The 25048-nt window shown below is 37.9% G+C and carries 19 protein-coding genes; 16 read left to right on the plus strand and 3 right to left on the minus strand.

Features of this window, described 5'->3' with window-relative positions; all coding sequences use genetic code 11:
• Positions 1 to 170: 170 nt before the first annotated feature.
• Complete coding sequence (locus tag A5844_RS07150) at positions 171 to 1316, minus strand: cystathionine gamma-synthase (protein WP_086284513.1); 1146 nt, start codon at positions 1314 to 1316, stop codon at positions 171 to 173.
• A gap of 60 nt (positions 1317 to 1376) precedes the next feature.
• Complete coding sequence (locus A5844_RS07155; protein WP_086284514.1) at positions 1377 to 2294, minus strand: PLP-dependent cysteine synthase family protein; 918 nt, start codon at positions 2292 to 2294, stop codon at positions 1377 to 1379.
• Positions 2295 to 2661: 367 nt separating this feature from the next.
• On the opposite strand from A5844_RS07155, the gene efp reads away from it, so the two are divergent.
• The gene (gene efp, locus A5844_RS07160) at positions 2662 to 3225 is read left to right on the plus strand and encodes an elongation factor P (protein ID WP_086284515.1); all 564 of its coding nucleotides are present in this window, start codon (positions 2662 to 2664) and stop codon (positions 3223 to 3225) included.
• Positions 3226 to 3316: 91 nt separating this feature from the next.
• Here the strand turns inward: efp and A5844_RS07165 are convergent, their stop codons facing one another.
• Positions 3317 to 4816 (minus strand): helix-turn-helix domain-containing protein, encoded by a 1500-nt coding sequence (locus A5844_RS07165; RefSeq protein ID WP_086284516.1) that lies wholly within the window; start codon positions 4814 to 4816, stop codon positions 3317 to 3319.
• Positions 4817 to 5165: 349 nt separating this feature from the next.
• Here A5844_RS07165 and A5844_RS07170 point away from each other — a divergent pair, with 349 nt between their 5' ends.
• From A5844_RS07170 to A5844_RS07240, 15 genes are all read left to right on the plus strand, one after another.
• Positions 5166 to 8702, plus strand: a complete 3537-nt coding sequence (locus tag A5844_RS07170; RefSeq protein ID WP_086284517.1) for a vWA domain-containing protein — start codon at positions 5166 to 5168, stop codon at positions 8700 to 8702.
• Entirely contained in the window at positions 8699 to 10102 is a 1404-nt protein-coding gene (locus tag A5844_RS07175; RefSeq protein ID WP_086284518.1) for a SpaH/EbpB family LPXTG-anchored major pilin, read from the plus strand. Before A5844_RS07170 ends, A5844_RS07175 begins: the two co-directional genes overlap by 4 nt.
• Complete coding sequence (locus tag A5844_RS07180; RefSeq protein WP_086284685.1) at positions 10089 to 11936, plus strand: SpaH/EbpB family LPXTG-anchored major pilin; 1848 nt, start codon at positions 10089 to 10091, stop codon at positions 11934 to 11936. The genes A5844_RS07175 and A5844_RS07180 overlap by 14 nt, the downstream gene beginning before the upstream one ends.
• A gap of 37 nt (positions 11937 to 11973) precedes the next feature.
• Positions 11974 to 12816, plus strand: a complete 843-nt coding sequence (locus tag A5844_RS07185) for a class C sortase (protein WP_086284519.1) — start codon at positions 11974 to 11976, stop codon at positions 12814 to 12816.
• Between the two features lie 106 nt (positions 12817 to 12922).
• Positions 12923 to 13564 carry a PAQR family membrane homeostasis protein TrhA gene (gene trhA / locus A5844_RS07190; protein ID WP_086284520.1) on the plus strand — a complete coding sequence of 214 codons (642 nt, stop codon included), beginning with the start codon at positions 12923 to 12925 and terminating at the stop codon, positions 13562 to 13564.
• 373 nt (positions 13565 to 13937) lie between these two features.
• Positions 13938 to 15200, plus strand: a complete 1263-nt coding sequence (gene lysA, locus A5844_RS07195) for a diaminopimelate decarboxylase (RefSeq protein WP_086284521.1) — start codon at positions 13938 to 13940, stop codon at positions 15198 to 15200.
• On the plus strand, positions 15181 to 15990 hold the full coding sequence (gene dapF, locus A5844_RS07200; protein ID WP_086284522.1) for a diaminopimelate epimerase: 810 nt from the start codon (positions 15181 to 15183) through the stop codon (positions 15988 to 15990). The genes lysA and dapF overlap by 20 nt, the downstream gene beginning before the upstream one ends.
• The gene (gene dapA, locus A5844_RS07205) at positions 15983 to 16864 is read left to right on the plus strand and encodes a 4-hydroxy-tetrahydrodipicolinate synthase (RefSeq protein WP_086284523.1); all 882 of its coding nucleotides are present in this window, start codon (positions 15983 to 15985) and stop codon (positions 16862 to 16864) included. The genes dapF and dapA overlap by 8 nt, the downstream gene beginning before the upstream one ends.
• Complete coding sequence (gene dapB / locus A5844_RS07210) at positions 16861 to 17583, plus strand: 4-hydroxy-tetrahydrodipicolinate reductase (protein WP_086284524.1); 723 nt, start codon at positions 16861 to 16863, stop codon at positions 17581 to 17583. The genes dapA and dapB overlap by 4 nt, the downstream gene beginning before the upstream one ends.
• On the plus strand, positions 17580 to 18275 hold the full coding sequence (gene dapD / locus A5844_RS07215; protein WP_086284525.1) for a 2,3,4,5-tetrahydropyridine-2,6-dicarboxylate N-acetyltransferase: 696 nt from the start codon (positions 17580 to 17582) through the stop codon (positions 18273 to 18275). The genes dapB and dapD overlap by 4 nt, the downstream gene beginning before the upstream one ends.
• A gap of 23 nt (positions 18276 to 18298) precedes the next feature.
• Entirely contained in the window at positions 18299 to 19297 is a 999-nt protein-coding gene (locus A5844_RS07220) for an aspartate-semialdehyde dehydrogenase (RefSeq protein WP_086284526.1), read from the plus strand.
• Entirely contained in the window at positions 19294 to 20643 is a 1350-nt protein-coding gene (locus tag A5844_RS07225; RefSeq protein ID WP_086284527.1) for an aspartate kinase, read from the plus strand. The genes A5844_RS07220 and A5844_RS07225 overlap by 4 nt, the downstream gene beginning before the upstream one ends.
• The gene (locus tag A5844_RS07230; protein ID WP_086284528.1) at positions 20603 to 21697 is read left to right on the plus strand and encodes a M20 family metallopeptidase; all 1095 of its coding nucleotides are present in this window, start codon (positions 20603 to 20605) and stop codon (positions 21695 to 21697) included. The genes A5844_RS07225 and A5844_RS07230 overlap by 41 nt, the downstream gene beginning before the upstream one ends.
• Positions 21698 to 21732: 35 nt before the next feature.
• Positions 21733 to 22899 carry a pyridoxal phosphate-dependent aminotransferase gene (locus A5844_RS07235; protein ID WP_086284529.1) on the plus strand — a complete coding sequence of 389 codons (1167 nt, stop codon included), beginning with the start codon at positions 21733 to 21735 and terminating at the stop codon, positions 22897 to 22899.
• A gap of 120 nt (positions 22900 to 23019) precedes the next feature.
• Complete coding sequence (locus A5844_RS07240; protein WP_086284530.1) at positions 23020 to 24399, plus strand: FAD-dependent oxidoreductase; 1380 nt, start codon at positions 23020 to 23022, stop codon at positions 24397 to 24399.
• The last annotated feature ends 649 nt before the right edge of the window (positions 24400 to 25048 follow it).

A 25048-nucleotide genomic window follows, 5' to 3' on the forward strand; every position in this document is an offset into this window, starting at 1 on the left:
TTTGTAAGGTATTGTTTTTAATAGTCCATACTTCAAACAACAACAAACTTGATTCACTTTGATTTTAACACTTATTTACTTATAGGTGTAGGGATCCAGATTTTTTTTCAGTACTTTTAAAAATTAATTGTTCAAAAGACAGAATAATATAAGTTTACCACCTTACATAATCATTTATCTAATTGTTCAAATGCTTGAGTTAAGTCATCTATTAGATCTTGACCATATTCGATTCCGGCAGAAAGTCGGATCAAACCATCTTTGATGCCTGCTTGTTCTCTTTTTTCTTTTGGAACAGAAGCATGGGTCATGACGGAAGGAATCTCGACTAAACTCTCTACACCACCTAAACTTTCCGCTAAGATAAATAGTTTCAGTGCTTCCACAAATGGGATAGCTGCTTGATCATCTTTTAAGGTGAATGAAACCATGCCACTAAAGCCAGTCATTTGTTGTGCGGCGATTTCATGATTCTTATGAGTAACTAATCCTGGATAATAAACTGCTTCAACTTGGGGCTGTTGTTTCAAGAATTCAGCTATTGCAAAGGCATTTTTTTGATGTTCTTCCATTCTGACACTTAATGTTTTGATCCCTCGTTGAATCAACCAACTATCTTGTGGTCCTAGCACACTACCAATGGCATTCTGATAAAAACCGATCTTCTCCGCTAATTCTTTTTGATTGGTTGTAACTAAACCAGCGACGACATCACTATGTCCACCTAAATATTTGGTTCCGCTGTGTAATACGATATCAGCACCTAATGCTAAAGGTTTTTGAAAATAAGGGGTAGCGAAAGTATTATCGACGATCGTCAATAGTTGATGTCTTTTAGCGAGTGCTGCACTTTGTTCCAAATCGGTGATTTTCAACAATGGGTTACTTGGTGATTCAAGATAAAGTGCCTTCGTATTTGGTTGGATTGCCTCTTCGATTTGTGTTAAATCACTGGTATCAACGATAGTATATTGTAATCCGTTTTTAGTTAGAACATGGTCAAACAAGCGGAAAGTTCCTCCATAAACATCATCGCCTAATAAAATATGATCTCCTGATTGGAACAAAGCAAAAACGGCATGGATTCCTGCTAAACCTGAAGAAAATGCAAATCCCTGAACACCGCCTTCTAAGTCAGCAATCAATTCTTCTAAAGCAAAGCGTGTTGGATTTCCTGAGCGAGAATATTCATATTGCTTGGGACTGCCTACGGCATTTTGACGATAAGTAGATGTTTGATAGATAGGAACACTCACTGCACCAGTTGTCGGGTCTTCGCTAATACCACCATGGATAAGTTTTGTTTGAATGTGCATCATTGATTCCTCCTGATTAATTTTAGTATAGTTTTTTTAATGATTAAAGGTTGCGTAACATTAAGGATAAATATGTTTAGATAGGTAACGGTCAGCGGCGTCTGGAAAAATGGTTACAACCCTCTGTCCTTGTGGTAAACGTTGGATTTCTTTTAAAGCTGCTGCAAATGCGGCACCACTGGAACTACCGACCAGTAGGGCTTGATTTTTTGCCAACTGACGTGTAAAGTCAAACCCTTCTTGATCTGAAATGGTTTCAAACTGATCAATCGTAAGAGAGGATAAAAAAGGTGGGACAAATTCGACACCAATTCCTTCAATCTCATGAGAATGGGAAGGACCACCATTTAAGATCGATCCTTCTGGTTCGACACCGATTAATCGTATATCCGGTAGTTGTTCTTTTAAAAAAGTAGCGGTTCCCGCAAACGTTCCACCACTACCAATACCAGCGACAAAACTATCAATAGAGCCATTTAATTCCTGAAACAATTCTGAGCCTAGGGTATGATAATAGGCAGCAGGATTATCAGGATTTTCAAATTGTAAAGGTAAGTAGCTATTTTCGATTTCAGCAGCGAGTATTTTGCTTTTCTCAATGGCTCCTTTTATTCCATCTTCACTAGGGGTATGGATGATAGTGGCTCCTAAAGCCTTCATCAATTGTTGTTTTTCAATACTAAATTTTTCTGGTACTACAAAAATGGTTTTTAATTGGTATTTTAAAGCCGATAATGCAAGGCCAATCCCAGTATTTCCAGCAGTAGGTTCAATGATCACTGTATCTTTAGTTATTTTTCCAGATGCAAACCCATTAAGTAATAAATAGTGTCCTAATCGGTCTTTGATACTGCCTCCCGGATTCAAATATTCTAGTTTTGCATAAATAGTTGACCCTTTAGGCATGGGATAATCTTTAGCAGTAAATTGATAAAGGGGTGTCTGACCGATAGCTTCGGTAATCGACGTGATGATCATGGCATAACCTCCTGAAAGTAAAATAAAAAGGAGCCGACTATTCAATCAGCTCCTCAAAAATCATAAAATAAACGAAAGCGAACGAAGGACTTTCAAAAAGAATGACACTTCGTTTGCTATTTATGAAGGGCAATCAATAGACATGACAAATAGTATGCTGTTTTTACACACCATACAACAACAATCATTCATCTGTTTTAAATAATTGACTGTCATGTTTACTCCTCCAAACGATAATTTCATTAAAAATAGCATGAATAAACTAGAAAGTCAAAGACTAAAATTCAAAAAGTGAGAATATCCTAGTTTTCTAAGCGGTTGTCTGATACAATAAGGTTGATTATGATAAAGAAAAGGAGCAAAAATAATGATCTCAGCAAGTGATTTAAAAGCCGGTATGACTTTTGTTCAAGACGGCAAATTAATTAAAGTTTTAGATGCGAGTCATCACAAACCTGGTAAAGGAAATACAGTCATGCGCATGAAACTGAAAGATGTGCGTACTGGAGCTACTTATGATACAACTTTCAGACCAGAAGAAAAATTTGAAAAAGCACATATCGACACAAAAGCCGTTCAGTATTTATATACAATGGACGATACAGCGTTCTTTATGGATCTTGAAACATATGAACAATATGAAATCCCTGTAGAAACTGTAGAAGAAGAAATGAAATATATCTTAGAAAATATGGAAGTGAAGATCCAATTCTTTGGTAGTGAAGTAATCGGTGTCCAACTACCAACAACAGTCGTATTACGTGTGGTTGAAACACAGCCATCAATCAAAGGTGCGACAGTTACTGGTTCTGGAAAACCTGCGACAATGGAAACTGGTTTAGTTGTCAATGTTCCAGACTTTATTGAAGCTGATGAATTATTAGAAATCAACACTGCAGAAGGTTCATATGTGAAACGCGCATCAAAATAATTTTCTAATAGAAAAGGAATCTCCTTTTCATTTGAAAAAGCACCCTTGCAAAACAATGTGTTTTGTAAGGGTGCTTTTTGTTTGTAAATTTTTATACATGTTTTGTCAAATTCAGCAATTTTGCATGATGTGCTTCTAAAAGTTCTTGATAAAGCTCAGTTTCAAAATTACCGTAACGACTAAAATCCAATACAGTATATTTTGAAGATTCAAGCCCTTCAGGTATCAATAAGGGAGAACCTAAGATCAAGAAATCGTATTCTTTAGTAATCGGCATGGTGATTCGCTCGATATCGACAAAAGGAATTTTTTCTCCTAGATTTAAGATTTCAGAAGAGATCAAATGTTCCGATACGTTAACGAAACCAACTTTTAGTTTGTAATTATCTTCAATCTGAGAATAGTGAGGGTAAAGTAAGCATGCTTGGATAAACGAAAGTTCTTTGACACATGGTTTGAGCCAAGTGTACTTTTTTCGATTGGCTACTTTTTTCCAATACCCTTCGATCTTGTTCGTCAAAATACGTAGGAGTGGGTATTTCACTTCAATATAAGAAGAAATAAACAGCGTTGTCAAAGGAATATTTTGTTTGAATAAACTAAAATTCAAGATTGAAAGATAAATGTTTAGATAAAGAGCAGGCTCATGCTCAAAGTCAAAGGAAGCAATATATTTTTGACAATGTTCATCAAAATCCTCTAGTAGCGGTTTGATTTCGTTTGTTGGTCGATCATAAGCATGACGAACGAGTGGCAGATTGATATTCTGATTTGAAGATAGCAATGGCCAATAGTAAAACAAATAGAATAACGAATTCACTTCAAGGATGTCTAAAGGAAGTGACGCAATTTCAAAAAAATCATAAAAGAAATCAAGACTTGTTTCACTTGGGATAAACGAATCAGAGGAGCATTCGTAAATATCTGTTGGATGGCCGCTTTTCATTCGCAATAAACTGATGATGCAATGCAACTTTGCTTGTTTTTTTCCAATCTCAAATCGATTTTTTAAATCATTTCCTTCATGTTTATAGATCAATTGTTCGATCTCCGTGCTAAAAGCTACGTCATTTAAACTTTCCCCTAAAGAAACAAACCAGAAAAAGTTGAAAAAGATGATGCGGATCAGCATCTCAGAACCATTCAGAGTGAGATTCGAGAGGTTTAAAGTGATCTGATAATCCTTTAAATATTCAGCGAGTTTTTTTGTTTGACGGAAACAAGTTGATCGACTGATAAAATTTCGGCTACAAAAAGATGCTAGATCAGTATCTTTCTCGGTTAAGATACTGATCAACAATTTATAAGGAACACTTTCTGTTGAAAGAAAATTTTGGTATTGCATATATTGGATTAGTTGGTCATTGATACACAACTTATTTTTATTTGTTAGAAGTTGAATATGATTGATTTTTTCTAAATCTTCTTGAATAGAAAAAAGTATTTTTTTTAAGCGTGCGAGACTTAAATAACTATCTAAATTCTCGCGTAGATTATCAAGAATATATTCGCCTGGCGGTAGTATCAATAACTTTCCATAAACGTTTAACTTCATTCTTGAATGTTCATCTAATAAGATCTTTTCGATCAATATGTCATCTCCTTTGGCATTTTTTTTATTATCACCTTATATATATTCTTTTGTAAATAGTCGTTTCAAATTTTTTTTTATTCTCAATGAAGGAAGAAATAAATAAAGAGAAGCTATTTCAAAGTTATAGTTCTCTGTTAGTTATATTTGAAAAAATATAAATGTAAACTCTTTAAAATAACGTTTATTTTAATTTTTTCTTTTTATTAAACGTCCGAAAAGAGGTAAAAATAACTTTAAAACTTTATTTAGATACAAAAATGAAGAAAATGAGAAAAAATAGTGATTTATTTCTTTTTTTTATATTATCTAATTGAATTTTAAAGTTTTTTTAAGGAGGGATACATAAATGAAAAGAAAATCATCAATTTTTGTTCTTTGTTTAGTAGGTATATTTTCTTTCTTTTATGGTTGCTTTCAACAAATAAATGCTGTGCAAGCAAAAGAGGATACACCAATAGTAGTAATGAAAAATGATTACGGTGAGGTGAGTCTCCTTCAGACAGCTGATCAAGTACAATTCAATTATCGTGTACTTGAAAATACAAAAGGAAGGCGGTTTTTATTTCAACTATATGAAGTAGAAGATTCTGAGAGAACCTTTGTGGGAACTCTAAATGAGAAATCGATTGCTTATGTAGACACAGACAACAAAAAATGGTTTACGACAGCATTCAGCAAAGAAATGGTCGAAAAAGAATGGACTGTTTCTTTGCCAAAAGATAGGAAACAATTACAACTAGAGATTCAGGTAGAAGAAGAACCAGATCAATTATTATTGCCTGAGGCGGAGACTTTTCTCTTATCTCTAGAGCCAAAAATACCAGAAAGTGAACAAGAAAATGCTGTAAAAGATATCGTTACAACAGAATCAACAACAAAAGAAACATCGACAGAAGTATCAAAAGAAGCAACAACCGAAACATCAACAAAAGCTTCAATCACAGAAGAAACATCAACCACACAAGAAACATCCTCTACAGAAGAAAAGGAATCGAATGATTCGTCTGTCTTTCGTCCTTTTGATCTACCAATTCTAGCAAGCCAATCATTGCCAAAAACCGTATTACCATTGATTGCTCCAACGTATACGACAAATGATACAGGTACTTTTCCAAGTGCAGCATGGCAGCCTGAAGGAAATCAAAACGTCATCAATCATCAAGGAAATGTAAATGGTGGAGAACAGTGGGATGGTATCGAGTCTTGGGATGGTAATCCTAAAAATAAAGAGACCTCTTACATTGAATATGGTGGTCAAAAAACGAACGCAGATTATGCGATCCGAAAATTTGCAAAAGAAACAGCTACACCTGGACTATTTGATTTATATTTGAATATTCGAGGGAACACCCAAAAACAAGTCACTCCATTAGATGTCGTATTGGTAGTGGACTGGTCAGGCAGTATGAATGAGCAAGGCCGTATCGCAGAAGTGAAAGATGGGATCAACCGCTTTGTCGATACGTTAGAAGAAAGTGGGATATCAGACAAAATCAATATGGGCTATGTAGGCTATTCAAGTAAAGGGAGAGGTTACACAAATGGTGTATTACCATTAACGAGTTTTGATTCTATCAAAGAACAATTCAAAACCTTCACGCCTTCTACTACACGTGGTGGAACATTTACACAACAAGCATTGCGTGATGCAGGAGATCTATTAGCAGAAAAAAATGGCCACAAAAAAATCCTCGTTTTATTAACGGATGGCGTGCCTACTTATTCTTATCACGTGGAGAGTATCCAAACAGAAGCCGATGGCCTTAATTATGGAATAACCTTTACTGGTGACGTGGAAGGACGAGGGGATACATCAACATTTCGCTCTTATTCTGTAGAAGATCAAAATCATCGACTACAGGAAAATAACTCTACATTTACAGCCACTATGGGAGAGGCTATCGCTTTAAAAAAAGCTGGAATTGAAATCCATGGATTAGGAATCCAGCTTCAATCAGACTTGCCTGCAAGACTCTCAAAAAATGAGGTTGAACAACGCATGCGTAAAATGGTTTCTTCAAGTGAAGAAGGAACATTGTACTATGAGTCAGCGGATCAAGCTTCAGACATCTCAGATTATTTGGCAAGACAAGCGATCCAGCTTTCGGGAACAGTAGTGAATGGGAAAATCACTGACCCAATCATCGATCCTTTTGTTTATCAAACAGGTAGTGCGACGGTTAAAAGTGTTGGTTCTTTACCTGTGTCTATTGATCCAGTTCTGACTGTCGAAGGTCAGACATTGAATGTGGACCAAATTTATTTGGAAAAAGGACAAGAGATCCAACTCCATTATCAAGTGAGAATACAAACAGAAGATAAGACATTCCAACCAGAAAAATGGTATCAGATGAATGGGAAAACTACGTTCCAACCAACAGAAGCTCCAGAAATGATCGCAGAATTTGGCGTTCCTTCTGCGAAAGCTCTTGGAGTGAGTTTGAGCTTTACGAAAGAATGGGAAGAATTCGACCATGATGTGACGAATCGTCCGGATCAAGTCATCTATGAAATCAATCGCAAAAATACGACAGGAGCGAATAGTTGGCAAACCGGTTATTTGAAACTGACAAAACCTGAAGGCGATGCAGTAGATAAATGGCAAAGAAAAGAAGTAACGCAGCTTTCAGAAGTAGCAACTGGAAATTATCAAGAAACATTGAACTTACCAGCCTACAATAATCAAGGTGGATCTTTTGAGTATGACGCAGTGAAAGAGTTACCTGTTTCAGGTTATGAATCAGAAAAAGTCGATTCAACGACTTGGCGGAATAAGAAACAATTCATCCCATTAGATTTGAATGTGACAAAACGATCTTCTTCAGGCAATACTCTTTTAAAAGGAGCGGTATTTAAAGTAACTGGAAAAGACACAGATGTCACATTAGTTGACCATGAAGACGGTACGTACTCACTACCAGAAGATGTTCGCTTAGCAAAAGGTGCAACTTATACACTGACAGAAAACAATGCACCTAAAGGACATGAACTTTCCGAAAAACATACTTGGAAAATCGTGATTTCAGAAGAAGGAAAAGTGACGATCGATGAAAAGGCGCAATCTGTATCCAATCAAACGATCCAATTGACGATTGAAAATCCTTTCTCAGAAATTCCAATCGCGATCCGTAAATATACGGTACAAGTAGGTAAGGAAGTGAACTTGAAGGGAGCTACATTTGCGTTACAACGCAAAGATGAAACAGGAAGTTATCAAACGATTGAAGAACAAGTAACGGCTGAATCTGGTCTTGCTTCATTTACAGTCGAAACAGCCGGTGGCTATCGTATGGTAGAAGTGGCAGGTCCCGCAGGGTATGACACTGTTCCTGGAAACTATGAATTCCAAATTGATCCTTATGGGGAAATTTCATATGATGGACAGAATGTGGATAACACAGACGTATGGACATTGACCCATAGGAATCATTTAAAAGCCTTTAATTTGACTGTGAGCAAAGAAACAGAAGAAGGTCAGCCCTTAAAAGGAGCATCTTTTACATTAAAAGGGGAAGACGTTTCTATCCAATTGCCAGAAGACGAAACAGCAACAGATACGTTTGTTTTTGAAAATTTAAAACCTGGAACTTACACATTAGAGGAAACAGATACCCCTGAAGGTTATCAAGGATTGAAAGAAGCATTGACCATCGTGATCAAAGAAGATGGTACGGCAACAGTGGATAACCAACTATTAGAAGTAAAACTAGTGGAAGGTGAAAAAAATAATCAACTTCGCTTGACGGTTACAAACAAGGCCAAAGTACCCTTACCAGAAACAGGTGGTTCTGGACGCTTAGGATTTTATTTCTTTGGTTTTAATGCAGTAGTATCATTGCCCATCTATGCATTACTGAATAAAAGAGGAGGGGTAAAAGAATGAAACGAAAGATATGGCTGATCTTGTTCTTACTCCCAATGCTGGTACTCGCTTTTCCTAAAACGAGTCTTGCCCAAAGTGAAGCAATGATCCAATTTAGACTGCATAAATTGATAGGAACCAATGAACAATCAGAAAATATAGGAATATTGAATAACGAGCAAGGTATAAATGGTGCAAGCTTTGCAGTTTATGATGTCACCAATGCTTTCTATCAGTTACGGGAAAAAGGATTTGATCTAGAAGAAGCGCAACAGATCATTGCAAGACAAGGAACACCGGCTGGTGATTTCATCATGGAAAAAATCACGAGAACTGTCGATAACGAAGAAGGTGTGGCGGTCTTTGATTTACCTGAAAAAGAACAGGAAAAAGATAAAGTGTATTTATTCGTTGAAACGAGTGAAGGGCTACCTGATTCAGATCCTACCCAAAATATGGTTGTAGTATTACCTATTTATGACGAAAAAGGTCAGAAACAAACAACGGTCCATTTGTATCCTAAAACAACACAGCCTAGCTCTTCATTAGTATTTGAAAAAAAACTAGCGGAAAAGGTAGATAATTTTTCAATCGGAGATACGATCCGCTATAGTTTGAAATTACAATTGCCTGATCGACTCTCAAATGAAGAAACATGTGTCATCAGTGACCATGCGGATCAAGAACTAGCTTTTTTACCAGCAACATTAGAAGTGTTAGTAGCTGGAGAAAAAATGCAAGAGTTTACGGTCCATAATCAAGAAAATGGTTTTAGCCTTGTCTTTGCAAAAGACAAGTTAGCTTCGCTAGCAGGTCAAACAGTGAATATTAAGTACCAAATGCAACTCAAAAAAGAAGCAATTGCTGATCAGGCAATTTACAACCATGCAATCTTGGATATTGGCGAGGACTCAATAAGTCAAACAACGCATATCCGCACAGGAGGGAAATGGTTCCAAAAAGTGGCCAGTAATAACGAACAACAGCCATTAGAAGGTGCTGTCTTTTTAGTGAAAAATCAAAATGGAGAATACCTTCATTTGATCGATGGCATTTACCATTGGGAGAAAAAGGCTAAAGATGCACTGACACTGACTTCAAATGCGAATGGACTGTTTTCAGTCAATGGTTTGAAGGATGGCGATTACCAGTTAGAAGAAATCAAAGCACCAGCTGGTTATGTGAAAAACCAATCCTCGATTTCATTTACAGTAAAAAGCATGTCTTATGCAGTAGATGGTAAACAAAGTGATCCATTGAAAATAGGGAATAAGAAAAAAAGTCAGTCCCTTTTCTTCCCGAAAACAAATGAACAAAAAGCTGCTTATTTTGTTATTGGAATTGTGATCGTTCTTGGTTGTATCAGTTTATTGATAAAAGAAAGGGAGAAGAACAATGAAACTAAAAATGAACAAAATTAATGTGCTATTTTTCCTTATAGCAGCACTTTTCACGTTGATACCAATGAAACAAGCTTATGCAATAGATAATGGAGCGCAAGTGGTGATCCATAAGAAAAAGATGTTGGATTTTCCAGCACAAAATATCCAAAACACGGGTCAAGAAATGTCCGAATTTGATAGCTATCAAGGGTTAGCGGATGTGTCATTTGCGGTATATGATGTCACCAATGCTTTTTATGAGGCTCGTGCGAACGGTTCAACAGTCGATGAAGCAAAAAGTGCTGTTCAAAATATGACTACAGGAACACCAGTTTCTACAGGTGAAACGAATTCAGACGGTGAGTTGACCATGTCTTTACCGAAAAAACAATCAGGTAAAGATGCGGTGTATGTCATTAAAGAAAACGAAAAAACCGGTGTCACTCCATCAGCCAATATGGTGATCGCTTTTCCAGTCTATGAATTAATCAAACAAGCGGATGGTTCTTATAAATATGGCACAGAAGAATTAAATACCGTTCATTTGTATCCAAAAAATGTTGTTGAAAATAGCGGGATCTTACAAGTGAAAAAAATCGGCTCAGCAGAAGAAGAAGCACTAAATGGTGCAGAATTTGTGATCCGTAAAGAAGACTCAGAGGTAACAAAATACATTCAAGGCGTGGCCCAAGGAATCTATACTTGGACAACAGATAAAGAACAAGCTAAGCATTTTATTAGTGGAAATTCTTATGCAGTAGGTGATGGTGAGTTTGTAGAATCTGCCATTGAAAAAGGACAATTGCACGTCCATCACTTAGAAGTCGGAGAGTATGTTTTAGAAGAAGTAAAAGCACCAGAGCAAGCGGAATTAGTCACTTCTCAAACAAATACGACGTTTACGATCGTATCAAACAGTCAAACTCCTGTCGAAAAAACGGTGAAAAATGATACATCAAAAGTAGAAAAAACAACACCAGAGTTAAATGGACAAGATGTAGCTATTGGCGAAATCATTCGCTATGAAATTACTACAAATATCCCTTTAGGAATCGCAGATAAAGAGGGAGAAGAAAATAAATACACGAAGTTCAACCTAGTGGATACACATGACCAAGCATTGACATTTATCAATCAAGCAGAAGGTACAACAGGCTATGTTCTTTATGATGGAAATCAAGTCATCGATACAACAAAATATCAGGTTATAGAAGAAACGAATGGTTTTACAGTGGCAATCAATCCAGCAGCTATTCCTTCATTGACACCAGGGGGAACTTTACGATTTGTTTATTCCATGTACTTGAACCATTTAGCAGATCCTACTAAAGGCTATAAAAATGAAGCCAATGTCGATAATGGCCATACCACAGACCAAACACCGCCAACTGTAGAAGTAGTAACTGGTGGTAAACGATTTATTAAAGTAGACGGTTCAGTCGATCAAACACAACCCTTAGCAGATGCTACATTTGTTGTACGCGACCAAGACAGTGAGACAGCAAAATATGCGAAGATTGATGCAGCAACAAAAGCGGTTAGTTGGACAACTTCTAAAGAAGAAGCAACAACTTTTACTACTGTAAGTGATGGACTAATCGATATCACTGGTTTGAAATATGGTACGTATTACTTGGAAGAAGTAGAAGCACCAAACAATTATGTACGTTTGAATGAACGGATTGCTTTTGAAGTTGATTCAAATTCTTATTTCGTATCAGATGCATTAGTTGCACCAGATAAGGTACCAAATAAACATAAAGGTACACTACCAGCAACTGGTGGTCAAGGGATCTTACTTTACCTAGGCATCGGCATCATCTTGCTGACAATCGCCGGTATGTACTGGGTAAGAAAACAAAAAGCAAAATGAACTTGAATAGTTAAGGCAAACTGACGGGAGTGGAAAAATGAAACAAAGAAAATGGCACTTTTTAGATCTGTTGATGTTGGTGGTATTCTTTATCGGCATAGCAAGTCTAACTTACCCTTTCGTCAGTGATGCTATCAACGATTCACTGGATCAACTTGTGATCAGAAATTATCAGAAAAAAGCCAAAAGTGAAAATGAGCAAAAAATGGCTGCTATTCAAAGAAAGATGGTGGAAGAAAACCAACGTTTAGCAGAAAAAGTTCAGCAATCAGGCACGGACCCTTTTTCTTCTGAAGGAAAAGAAGCACAAAAATCGACAAAAACATATATAGAGTCACATACCGTTGGTGTTTTGACGATCCCCAAAATCAATGTTGAGTTGCCGATATTTGTTGAAACGAATCCTACACTATTAGAAAAAGGGGCGTGTTTGCTTGGAGGCACGTCTTATCCAGTGGGGGGAGAATCCACCCATGCAGTTCTTTCAAGTCATCGTGGACTACCTCAAGCCAAGTTGTTTACCGATTTGCCCAAACTAAAACACAAGGATCGTTTTTATATTGAGATCAACGGACAGTATTTAGCTTATCAAGTCGATCAAATAAAAACGGTGGAGCCAACGGAAACCGAAGGACTTGAAATTCAAGCTGGACAGGACCTAGTCACCCTAGTGACTTGTACCCCTTATATGGTCAACAGTCATCGATTACTTGTACGCGGTCATCGTGTTCCTCTTGATAAAAAAGAAGTTACTGATTCATTAGCAAAAGTGAAAAAGAAGAAACAACAATTCATTCTATTAGTAATACTTGGGGTAAGTTCGTTTTTATTGCTTTTTTTAGTCATGTTGTTAAAATATTTTACAAAAGAGAAAAAATAAGGGAACAAAAATCTATGTAGTTTCCAAAACTAGATAGCGAAGTTTTTGTAATTAGAACGTGGATGGTGTATAATCAATTGTAATGAATGAACGGAGTGAATAATCGATGGAAATAGAATTTAGCCGGAAATATCAAATTGTCAATGAAGTGTTAAATGCGGTCACCCATGGTTTTGCAGCGTTGTTAAGTCTGATTTGTTTCAATTTATTGATGGATCGTGCGCATACTACTTTGGATTATGTGGCATTTGCAATTTATGGCAGTTCGTTGTTTTTGCTTTTCTTTAGCTCAACTTTGTTTCATAGTCTGATTTTTACAAAAGCAAAAAAAGTTTTCCAAGTATTTGACCATTGTTCGATTTATTTATTGATTGCCGGAACGTATACACCCTTTTGTCTATTGTTCGTCCAAGGAATATCAGGTTTAGTTTTACTTAGTGTAGTTTGGGCAACTGCTGTTATCGGGATGATCTATAAATGTCTGACACTGACAAAAACAAACCATGTCTCTAAAGTTTCGACTATTATTTACAACGTGATGGGCTGGGGAATCGTTGTGGTGTTGCCAAAATTGTATCACAATATAGATCTAACAGGCTTATTGTTATTAGTGGCTGGTGGATTGGCTTATTCGATCGGTTCCATCTTTTATAGTATGAAAAGCAAAAAATTCACCCATGTGATTTGGCATTTGTTTGTCATATTGGGTGCGGCCTTGATGTTTTTGGCTATTTACTTAGGTTTATAAAGACGATCATCTATGAAAAAACAATCTTCTACAAATAAATGAATGACGAAATATTGAGTATCGAGAAAGAGTCGAAGATCTCAAAAATAGGAACCTCTATTTTTGAGATCTTCGACTCTTTTATCTTTTTTCATCAAAGCTTGGAAAAAAAACTACCTTTTATCGAGAAGTAGAAGACAAGGAAACTATTCTCTAGAATGTCCATTTTTTTATTTATATGCAATTTATTGCAATAATAATCATTTATTTCAGAAAAAATCAGTTTATACTAGACAATCATGACTATGTTGTTTAATATTATTCAAATAATATTCAAATTGAAATGAAAATCCAATTTGATGAGAAAAAATGGTTGAAAAGAGGGAAAATGAGAATGACAGAATTAATGATCGGTGAAATTCCAGTAAGTCAGTTAGCAAAAAAGTACCAAACACCCCTTTATGTATATGATGAGAAAAAAATGGAAGAAACGATCAAGGCATTCAAGCGTGGTTTCACTTCTGTTCATTTTCAAACAAAAATTTTATATGCTTCGAAAGCTTTCCAAACGATTGAGATGCTACGCCTGATTGACTCCCAAGGGTTAGGTCTAGATGTAGTCAGTGGTGGAGAGATTTACACGGCATTACAAGCAAAATTCCCCGTAGAAAATATCTATTTCCATGGCAATAACAAAACAGTAGACGAACTACGTTACGCTATTGAGAATGGGCTATCTCATTTTGTGGCTGATAATGTAATGGAAGTTGAAGTGTTGGAAAGATTGAGTCGGGAGTATGAGCAAAAACTATCAATCATGTTACGACTAAATGTTGGGATAGAAGCGCATACACATGAATATATAGTGACCGCTCATATTGATTCGAAATTTGGCATGTTGTATGAGAGCGAAGCTTGTCAACAAGCGATTCGCTGTATCCAAGAAAGTGACTATCTTTCTTTAGAAGGATTCCATGCGCATATTGGTTCACAAATTTTTGATATGACAGCTTGGTTCGCAGAGATTGATCAGCTAGTGAGTTATTTGCAAGATTTCGACCAACCTCTTTCATTGAATCTTGGTGGGGGATTTGGTATTCGTTATACCACTGAGGATACACCATTACCGATTGAAGAAGCAGTGGAAAAGTTGGTTAGTCATACAGAAGAAGCACTTGCCAAAAAAAAATTATCGATCAAGCAGTTATTGATTGAGCCAGGTCGAAGCATCGTTGGAGAGGCTGGGACGACCCTTTATACGATTGGCTATATCAAAGAAACGCCTCACCAGAACTATTATTTTGTAGATGGCGGGATGACAGACAACATCCGACCAGCACTCTATCAGGCAAATTATACCTGTGATCTTGCGAAAAAATTAGGGGAAGAAAAGACAGTAAAAGTGACCATTGCGGGTAAAATGTGTGAATCAGGGGATGTAGTGATCAAAAATACCTTTTTACCACCGGCGCAAACCGGCGACTTGTTAGCAGTTTATGCTACAGGTGCCTATGGATATTCTATGAGTAGCAATTATAATCGTGCCTTACGACCCGCAGTCGTTTTTGTCAAAGAAGGAGCTTCCAGACTCGTCGTTCGTAGACAAGAATATGCCGATTTGTTGAGAGGAGAAATCAATGGAACTTCACAAATATAATGGGTGTGGCAATGATTTTATTTTAGTGGATTACGATGAAGCAACAAATTACAGCCAGTTGGCCAAAAAACTGTGTGCTGTAGATTTTTTTGATACGGATGGACTGATTGCCGTAAAAACCAATCCTCTGGAAATGATCTACTACAATAAGGATGGAAGCCAAGCGCCGATGTGCGGAAATGGGATTCGTTGTTTTGCCCGTTACGTGAAGGATCAACAGTTGATAGAAGAGCTGGATTTTCAAGTAAAAACATTGGCTGGAGCAATCGATGTGACGATTGTGATGCAAGAACCTTTTTACTGTAGGGTAAGGATGGGGGAACCAGATTATACACCAAGTAAATTAGCAGTAGAACAAGCGAGACCGATCATCCAACAAAAGATATGGATAGAGGATCGATTGCTTGAAATAACCAGTGTTTTTATGGGAACAATCCATACGGTGGTCTTTGTCGAAGATGCGGTAGCTGAATTAACGCAAATGACGGGAGAGAAACTTTGTCATCACCCTCTATTCAAGGAACAAACGAATGTGAATTTTGTGCAACAAGTCAATGACAGTGAATTGATCGTACGCACCTATGAACGAGGGGTAGGCTGGACATTAGCGTGTGGTACAGGTTGTTGTGCAGCGTATGTGGTGGCAAAAGACCATGGTTATCTCTCAAAAGAAAATGCCACTGTCCATTTAGAACAGGGCGACTTGATCATTTCGGGGGAAAAGACCATAACTATGGCAGGACCGGCAAGTTATGAATGGCAGAAAAACTGGAGGAATGAAGATGATTAAAGGATCGATCGTAGCGCTTATTACCCCGATGACAGAAACAGGAGCAATCGATTATAACGGTTTGGAACAACTGATTGATTTCCATCTCAATGAGCACACAGATGGTTTGCTTATATTAGGCACAACTGGTGAATCCCCTACGCTGACACAGGAAGAAGAAGAGGAAATCTTACGGACGACTGTGAAAAAAGTTGCGGGTCGTCTACCAGTTATCGCTGGTGCGGGAACAAATGCAACGGCGGAGACATGTAGGAAAGTCCAACGTTTTGCAGAACTAGGAGCGGATCAAGTATTAGTTATCACGCCTTACTACAATAAAACGAGCGAAGCAGGTTTACTAGCACATTTTAAAACGATCGCAGATGCCTCTCCTGTGCCAATCATCCTTTATCACGTACCAGCTCGAACGGGTCTAAGATTACCCATCAGAGTAGTTGAACAACTAGCAAAACATTCGATGATCATTGGGATCAAAGAAGCTTCTGGTGATATGTCTTATACGATGGAAGTCGCTCGTTTCGTCAATGAATCTTTTGTTCTTTATAGCGGCAATGATGACTTGACGTTACCGATTTTAAGTGTAGGAGGGATCGGTGTCATTAGTGTCTGGGCGAATATCCAACCAAAAATCGTTCATGAGTTAGTCCATGATTTTAATGAAGGTCGCTTAGGCGCGGCTAAAGAAAAGCAACTCGGTGCATTGCCAGTGATCAATGCCTTATTTAGTGAAACAAATCCAATCCCTGTGAAGAGTGCAATGAATATTTTAGGACTGCCAGCAGGACCTTTACGACTGCCATTAGTTTCTCTTGATGAAAAACAAATCAAACAACTTACTGTTTTACTAAAACAAAAAGGAGTGTATGGCCAATGAACATCGGCATTATCGGGAATGGCAAAATGGGGCAAAGAATTGCAGAAATCGTTAAAGAACAAGGAGATTCCCCACTACAAGTGATACATTCTTTGAGAGGATTACAATCAATCGATTTTGCTGAATCACCGGAAATCCTCATTGATTTTTCACATCCTGACAATTTAGAAAAAGTCTTGGCGTATAGTCAAGAAACGCATGTTCCTTTAGTTAGTGGAACAACTGGCTATTCACAAGCACAGTTGGCACACCTCAAAAAAGCAGCTCAAACGATCCCTGTCCTTTATAGTGCAAATTTTTCACTAGGAATCATGGTGATGAACCGGTTGATCAAACAGGCAGCAATGGACTTAGCCAGTTGGCAGATTGAAGTCATGGAAAAACATCATGATCAAAAAAAAGATGCACCTTCCGGAACAGCTAAATACTTGGTGGAGACGTTGCAGTCAGTTCAAAACCTGACACCCGTCTATCAATGGACAGATAAAGAAAGACAAGCAAATGAGATCGGTGTCCACAGCATTCGAGCAGGCTCTTTTCCAGGAGAACACGAAGTCTTATTTGCTGGAAACGATGAAGTACTGAGCATCAAACATGAAGCTTTTTCGAATCGGATTTTTGCTCAAGGGGCCATACAAGCAAGTTACTGGCTTAAAGAACAGCCACCAGGATTTTATCATTTAGAAGATTTGTTCGCACCTAAAGGAGGGAAACAATGAACGCACAAGAAATCATTCAATTTATTCAAACTGCTGAAAAGAAGACCCCTGTCAAAGTTTACTTAAATCTTTTAGAACCAATTGAATTTCCAAAAAGCAAAGTTTTCGGAGAAGTCCATAGTCCAGTTGTTTTTGGGGATTATCGTAAGATTGCGCCTATCTTGGAAAAAGAAGCAGAGAAGATCTTGGCAATTGAAATCGAACAACAAGCAAGAAATAGTGCGGTTCCTCTTTTAGACATCACTGCTATCAATGCCCGCATTGAGCCAGGAGCGATCATTCGTGAACAAGTAACGATTGGTGACCAAGCGGTCATTATGATGGGGGCGATCATCAATATTGGGGCAGTGATCGGCGAACGGACGATGATTGATATGGGAGCGATATTAGGAGGACGAGCAATCGTTGGCAGCCATTGTCACATCGGGGCAGGAGCAGTTCTAGCTGGTGTCATTGAACCTGCTTCTGCAAAACCTGTAGTTGTTGAGGATGGGGTATTGATAGGGGCAAATGCAGTGATTGTAGAAGGTGTTCGTATCGGTCAAAATGCCGTTGTTGCAGCAGGTGCTGTCGTATTGGAAGATGTAGCACCAGAAACAGTGGTGGGAGGGACTCCAGCTCGAGTGTTGAAAATCAAAGATGAACAGACGAAAGAAAACACGGCGTTGATTGCGGCATTACGGGAATTATAGAGAGATAGAGAGGGGTCAAAAACATGCGCGAAATAGCTACCTGTATTGTCGGAGCCACCGGTCTAGTTGGTCAGACAATGTTGAGAGTATTGGAAGAATATGGCTTCCCAGTAGGTAAACTTAAACTTTTGGCATCCAAACGTTCTGTCGGAAGCCGTTGTGTATTTAATAAAAAGGAATACGTTGTGGAAGAATTAACCGAGACTTCCTTTACAGGGTATGATTTGGCGCTATTTTCTGTTGGCGCAGATATTTCTAGAAAATTTGCACCAATTGCCAGAAATAAAGGGTTACTCGTCATCGATAATTCTGCTGCTTGGCGAGAAGATCCTGCGGTTCCTTTGATTGTTCCCGAAGTGAATCTAAAAGATCATCAATTAAATTCACTCATCGCTAACCCAAACTGTTCTACGATCCAGTCTGTCTTACCTTTAAAAGCTCTACAGGATACATTCGGTCTTATGCGTGTCAATTATTCCACCTATCAAGCAGTTTCCGGTTCTGGCCAAAAAGGGATTCGGGAATTGAAAGATACTATCAATGGTCAAGATGCGATGCTTTATCCACATGATATCCATCAAACAGTGATTCCAGAAATTGATGTGGCGTTAGAAAATGGGTATACAAAAGAAGAACAAAAAATGATCAATGAAACACGTAAGATCCTCCATCAACCAGAGTTGCCTGTCTCAGCTACTTGTGTTCGTGTTCCCGTTGAGAATGGTCATGGGGTCAGTGTGGCGGTCCAGTTGAAAAAGCCGTTCTCGTTGAAAGAAATACGAAGCTGTTTCAGTCAATTTCCCGGTGTGGTCGTTGTGGATGATCTAAAAGAACACATTTATCCTACTAGTACTTTAGCAAATGGAACCGATCAAGTATATGTTGGCCGGATCCGACATGATCTTTCTTTAGAAAATGGGCTATTATTTTATACGGTTGCCGATAATATTCGTAAAGGGGCAGCAGCGAATGCTGTGCAAATTGCATTAGCACTTGTCCAGCCAGGGGAGGATGGGGGATGAAGATTGCAAAATTCGGAGGCAGTTCCATGTCTCATGAAACACAGTTTCGTAAAGTACGTTCGATTGTTTTAGCAGACCCCGCACGTAAAGTCATTGTTGTGTCTGCTTTAGGAAAGCGAACAGCTGATGATGATAAAGTGACCGATTTGCTTTATTTGATCTATGCTTACTTGCAGCATCAAGTGGACTGGACGCCTTTGTGGCAGCGGGTCACAGAACGGTTCATTCAAGTCAGAGATCTTCTAGAATTAGATTTTTCTATAGAAGAGCAGTTAGCAGAAATCGAATATCAGTTGAAACAAAAGAAAGTGACCCTAGATTATCTCGTTAGTCGTGGGGAGTATTTAACCGCTCAGTTGATGGCTGTTTATTTAGATTATTCCTTTGCAGATGCGAGTCAGCTAATTTTTTTCGATCATGAAGGAGAAATCGATTTTCAGCAAACAAGCCAAGCAGTTCAACAAAAATATCAAGAAACTCAAGCAATCGTTGTACCTGGATTTTATGGCGTAAATCCAGCTGGTAAAGAAAAATTATTAGGCCGGGGTGGTAGTGATATCACTGGATCGATTTTAGCCAATGTGTTACAAGCGGAAAGTTATGAAAACTGGACAGATGTTTCTGGTATCATGATGGCTGATCCACGCATTATCGATTCACCAAAAGTGATTGAAGAAATTTCCTTCAGGGAATTAAGAGAAATGGCTTATATGGGCGCAAATGTCTTACATGAATCGGCCATTTTTCCTGTTCAAGAAGCAGATATCCCAATTCACATAAAAAATACGAATCGTCCACAAGATCATGGAACAAAAATTTCAAATCACGAAGTTGAAAAAGAAAATGGCTTGACTGGGATTGCTGGGCGAAAGGATTTTCTTTCGATTACCCTATTTAAACGTCATATGTCTGATGAAATCGGCTTTATTTGGAAAGCAATGAGTATTTTTGCCAAACATGGGATTTCCATCGAGCATATTCCATCAGGGATCGATAATATCGGTGTGATCGTTTCTGCAGAAGCGATTGCTGATAAATTATTTTTGATCACAAAAGAACTAAAAGAAAAACTAGGCGTAGAAGAAATCGAAGTGATCGAAGATTTAGCATTGATATCTGTGGTAGGAGGTCCTCATAAAGAGTTGATCGGTCTTTCGGGGAAAGTCTTATCGATTTTGAATCAATTAGAGATCCGCACATCTGTTTTATCTCAGGGAGCACAGGAATTGAATTTGATTATTGGGGTGGCAAATGATCAGTATGAAACAGTGGTCAAAGGAATTTACGAAGGGATGGTGAAGACTTGTGTTGCACAAACACCGAATGGCCTTACATCAAATTCCTGAAATCGGCTTTCATGAATTTAAAACCAAACAATATCTATATCAACAAATCAAAGATTATGGTGGAGTCATCCACGAAATTGGAGCAACCGGTCTATTGCTGTACTTTGATCAAGAGAAACAGGAAACAATCGCTTTTCGGACAGATATAGATGCTTTACCGATTTATGAAGCAACTAATGCCTCATACTCCTCGTTACACGAAGGTTATATGCATGCATGTGGACATGATGGACATATGGCTATGCTTTTAGGTTTAGCTGAATACATTTCACAACATCGTGCAGTGATGATCTACAATGTTGTCTTGATCTTCCAACCGTCAGAAGAAATTGCTGGCGGTGCAGCGAGCGTGATTCACTCAGGCTTATTGGATCGCTATCAGGTACAGGCGATTTTCGGCTTTCATTTATGGCCAGGTCTACCGAAAGGGGAAATTTTTTCGCGCCCTGGACCATTGATGGCACAAAGTAGCGAAACTGATGTTATCATTCGAGGAAAAGCGGCTCATATTGCTTCAAGTGATCAAGGAATCGATAGTCTTGAGGCAGCGATGCGTTTCATGAAAAATGTTTATGACTTTGATAGATCGTTGCCAAAAAACCTAATGCATCTATTAAAATTTGGACAAATCACAGGAGGGACGATCCGCAATGTTTTAGCAAATGAAGTGATTGTTTCTGGTAGCATCCGTTCGTATAGTCGCACCACTCAAGAAGATTTAAAAGCACAGCTCGCTAGATTAGCTGAAGAATTTCAAGAAAATTCAGATGCAAGCATCACTTTTCGTTACAATGATGGTTATCCAGCTGTCCATAATGATGAGCAACTCTATGCCGCTTTTTCAGATTCAGATTTATTGCATGAATTGCCAGAACCCGTCTTACAAGCCGAAGATTTTGGGGTTTATACAGAAAAATATCCTTGTGTCTTTTTCTTTTTAGGTCTAGGCGATACGCCTGCACTTCATGAAGCGACCTTCGATTTTGATATGTCTGTTTTAGAAAAAGGAGTGTCATGGTATCAAAGATTGCTTTACACAAAAGGTTTTTTCTGAAAAAATAGAGACAGTCATAAGGAGGAGAGAAGTATATGAACTTAACCCAACGTTTTAATCCCCGATTGTCAAAAGTCGAGGTTTCCCATATTCGGATGTTTGATCAACAAATTGCTAGTATTCCTGGTATTATCAGATTGACCCTTGGAGAACCGGACTTTGCTACACCAGAACATGTCAAAAGTGCTGGTATCAAAGCTATTGAAGAGGATTATTCTCATTATACCGGTATGCGAGGATTACCAGAATTGTGTGAAGCAGCCTGCTATTTTCAAAAAGAGCGTTATGGTCTTTCCTACGAGCCCTACACAGAAGTCTTGACGACCATCGGTGCAACCGAGGCGATTGCAACAGCTTTGTTGGCTATCTTAGAAAAAGGAGACAAAGTGTTGATCCCTGCGCCTGCTTATCCAGGCTACAAACCAATCGTTGATTTAGCCGGAGCAGAGTTGATCACAATCGATACATCTGAGACGGAGTTTATCTGTCAACCCGAACAATTAGAAGCAGCATTCGCTGAGCATGGTGATACGATCAAAGCAGTGATCTTAAATTATCCAAGCAATCCTACTGGGACGTTGCTATCTGAAATGCAGATGGAAAAAATTTCTGAAGTCTTAAAAAAGCATCCAGTATTTGTTATCAGTGATGAAGTGTATGCAGAATTAAATTACGTAGGAAAACACGTGTCGATCGCTTCTTATCTTCCTGAACAAACCATTATTGTCACCGGCTTATCTAAATCACATGCGATGACTGGCTGGCGTATCGGGTTTATCTTTGCCAAACAATACTTAATAGATGAATTGATCAAAGTCCATCAATATCTTGTTACTTCTGCAACGACGATTTCGCAAAAAGCAGCAGTGAAAGCATTGACTAAAGGGATGTATGATGGTGAAAAAATGAAGGAACGTTATTTAAAACGTAGAGACTACTTGTTGCCCAAATTAACAGCATTAGGTTTTACTGTTTCACAACCCGATGGGGCATTCTACTTGTTCTGCCGTCTGCCTGAAACGATCACGATGGATTCATGGGAGTTCTGTTTGCAAATGGCACAAGAAGCCAAAGTAGCTTGTATCCCTGGTTCAGCATTTGGACCAGAAGGAGAAGGTTATATTCGGATTTCTTATGCAAGTAGCATGGAGGATCTACAGGAAGCCTGCCGACGAATGGAAATTTTTCTAGCTGATTTATGATAAATAAATAACAAAAATTAAAATTACGCAAGCCTTTTCTTTTGATTTATCCTAAAGTGAATGTTATGTTTGAATTGTTTAGAATGATTCTAAACAATCGTTTAAGGAGGTTTTTTGTCAATGGAAAAAGCTAAAGTTATTATCGTCGGTGCATCTCATGGGGGACATCAATCCATTTTGGAACTGTTATCAAGATATGGAGAAAATGTGGATATTACTCTGTTTGAAGCTGGCGATTATGTTTCATTTATGTCATGCGGAATGGAATTATATCTAGAAGACCAAGTAACAGATGTGAACGATGTACGTAATTTCAGACCGGAAAACTTTCCACAATCAAACGTTCATATTTTAAATAATCATGAAGTCAAAACAATCAATGCAGATAAAAAAACAGTAACAGTCACACGTAAAGAATATATGCATACATCAGAGTATGCTTATGATAAATTGATTTTAAGTTCTGGTGTCAAACCTAATTCGTTACCAGTTCCGGGAACAGATTTAGAAAATGCTTATTTGATGCGTGGCTATGATTGGGCAACAAAAATCAAAGCCAAATTAAGTGATCCATCCGTGAAAAAAGTATCCGTGATCGGTGCTGGTTACATTGGTATCGAAGCAGCAGAAGTATTTTGTAAAGCAGGAAAAGAAGTCACTTTACTAGATGTTATTGATCGTCCTTTAGGCACGTACTTAGACGAAGAAATGACGGATATCTTAGAAAAACATTTAACTGAAAAAGGAATCACTGTTCGTACGGGAGCAAAAATCAAAGCCTTCAAAGGGGAAGGAAAAGTCTCCGCTATCGAAACAAGTGAAGATGAGATTGCGACAGATTTAGTCATTCAAGCAGCAGGTGTCAAACCCAATACGGAATGGTTAAAAGGAATCGTAGATCTAGATGATCGTGGTTGGATCGTAACTGACGAATATTTACAAACAAACTTACCGGATGTCTATGCAGTCGGTGATGCCACGTTGGCTTATTCAGTACCTGCACGTGCAAAAATGCCAATCGCTTTAGCCACAGTTGCTCGCAGAGAAGCACGCTATGTCGTACAACATTTGTTTGAACAAACACCAAGCAAGCCATTTGGTGGGGTTGTCGGTTCTTCAGCGTTGAGTGTCTTCGATTATCATTTTGCAGCAAGTGGATTGAACAGCTTTACAGCATCCAAAGCTGGCGTAGCGATCAGTTCAGCTTTTTATGAAGATACCTTACGCCCAAAATATGTTCCTGAAGAATTTGGGAATCCAAAAGCTGCAGTGCAACTGTTCTTCGATCCATTTACTCATCAACTATTAGGTGGTGCAGTCTTATCTACTCATGATGTTACTGGGCAAGGAAATGTCATTGCCTTAGCTGTACAACAAAAATTAACATTAGAAGACTTAGCAGAAGCAGACTTCTTCTTCCAACCAGGTTTTGATCGTCAATGGAGTTTGTTAAACTTAGCCGCTCAACAAGCACTTGGTGAAGAACCATTTGTTGAGTAGTCTATAACAACATACACTTTATAATAAAAGAACGAGTAAGAAATCCTCATGATCCTATCAAATGATCGTGTGCAAGTATGATTTAGAATACTTGTCATGACTTGCTCAGTTTTAAATAAAAAAGGGCTTTTCAACAAGTAGTGTTGGTGGAAAACAATTTTGTTTTCTGCTAACACTAGATATTATAGAACCTTTAAAACCTCACTTTCTGAAAAGTGAGGTTTTTTGTGAGATGGTAAGAATTTTGAGTAAACATTTTATTTGTATTAGTGGAGATAACAGAATACAAGTTAATGGGCTGCCTACTATGGATAACAATTTGTACAGGACAAATATAATTATTTATTCCGAAAAGTTAATTCTATATAAATAGTACTAAAATAGAAATATTGTTCCAATCAGTTTATATAGAGGGCTTACATTTTATGTAGACTTGTTTTCCCAAAAAGAATAGACTAAATACTGTCTCTTATACACATCTAGATGTGTATAAGAGACAGGTTCTATTCAAGTAAGGAGAAGTTGAGATAAATTTCCAAGTTATTTAAAAAGTAATTAGACTGATATTTAGGATTGAGAAACAACAGATCTTTTGATTTAACTAAGTATCAGTTTTGTTTTTTTATTTGAAGTGGTATTTTCGTGGTAT

Source organism: Candidatus Enterococcus wittei (genome assembly GCF_002140175.1).
Taxonomy (GTDB): Bacteria; Bacillota; Bacilli; order Lactobacillales; family Enterococcaceae; genus Enterococcus_B; species Enterococcus_B wittei.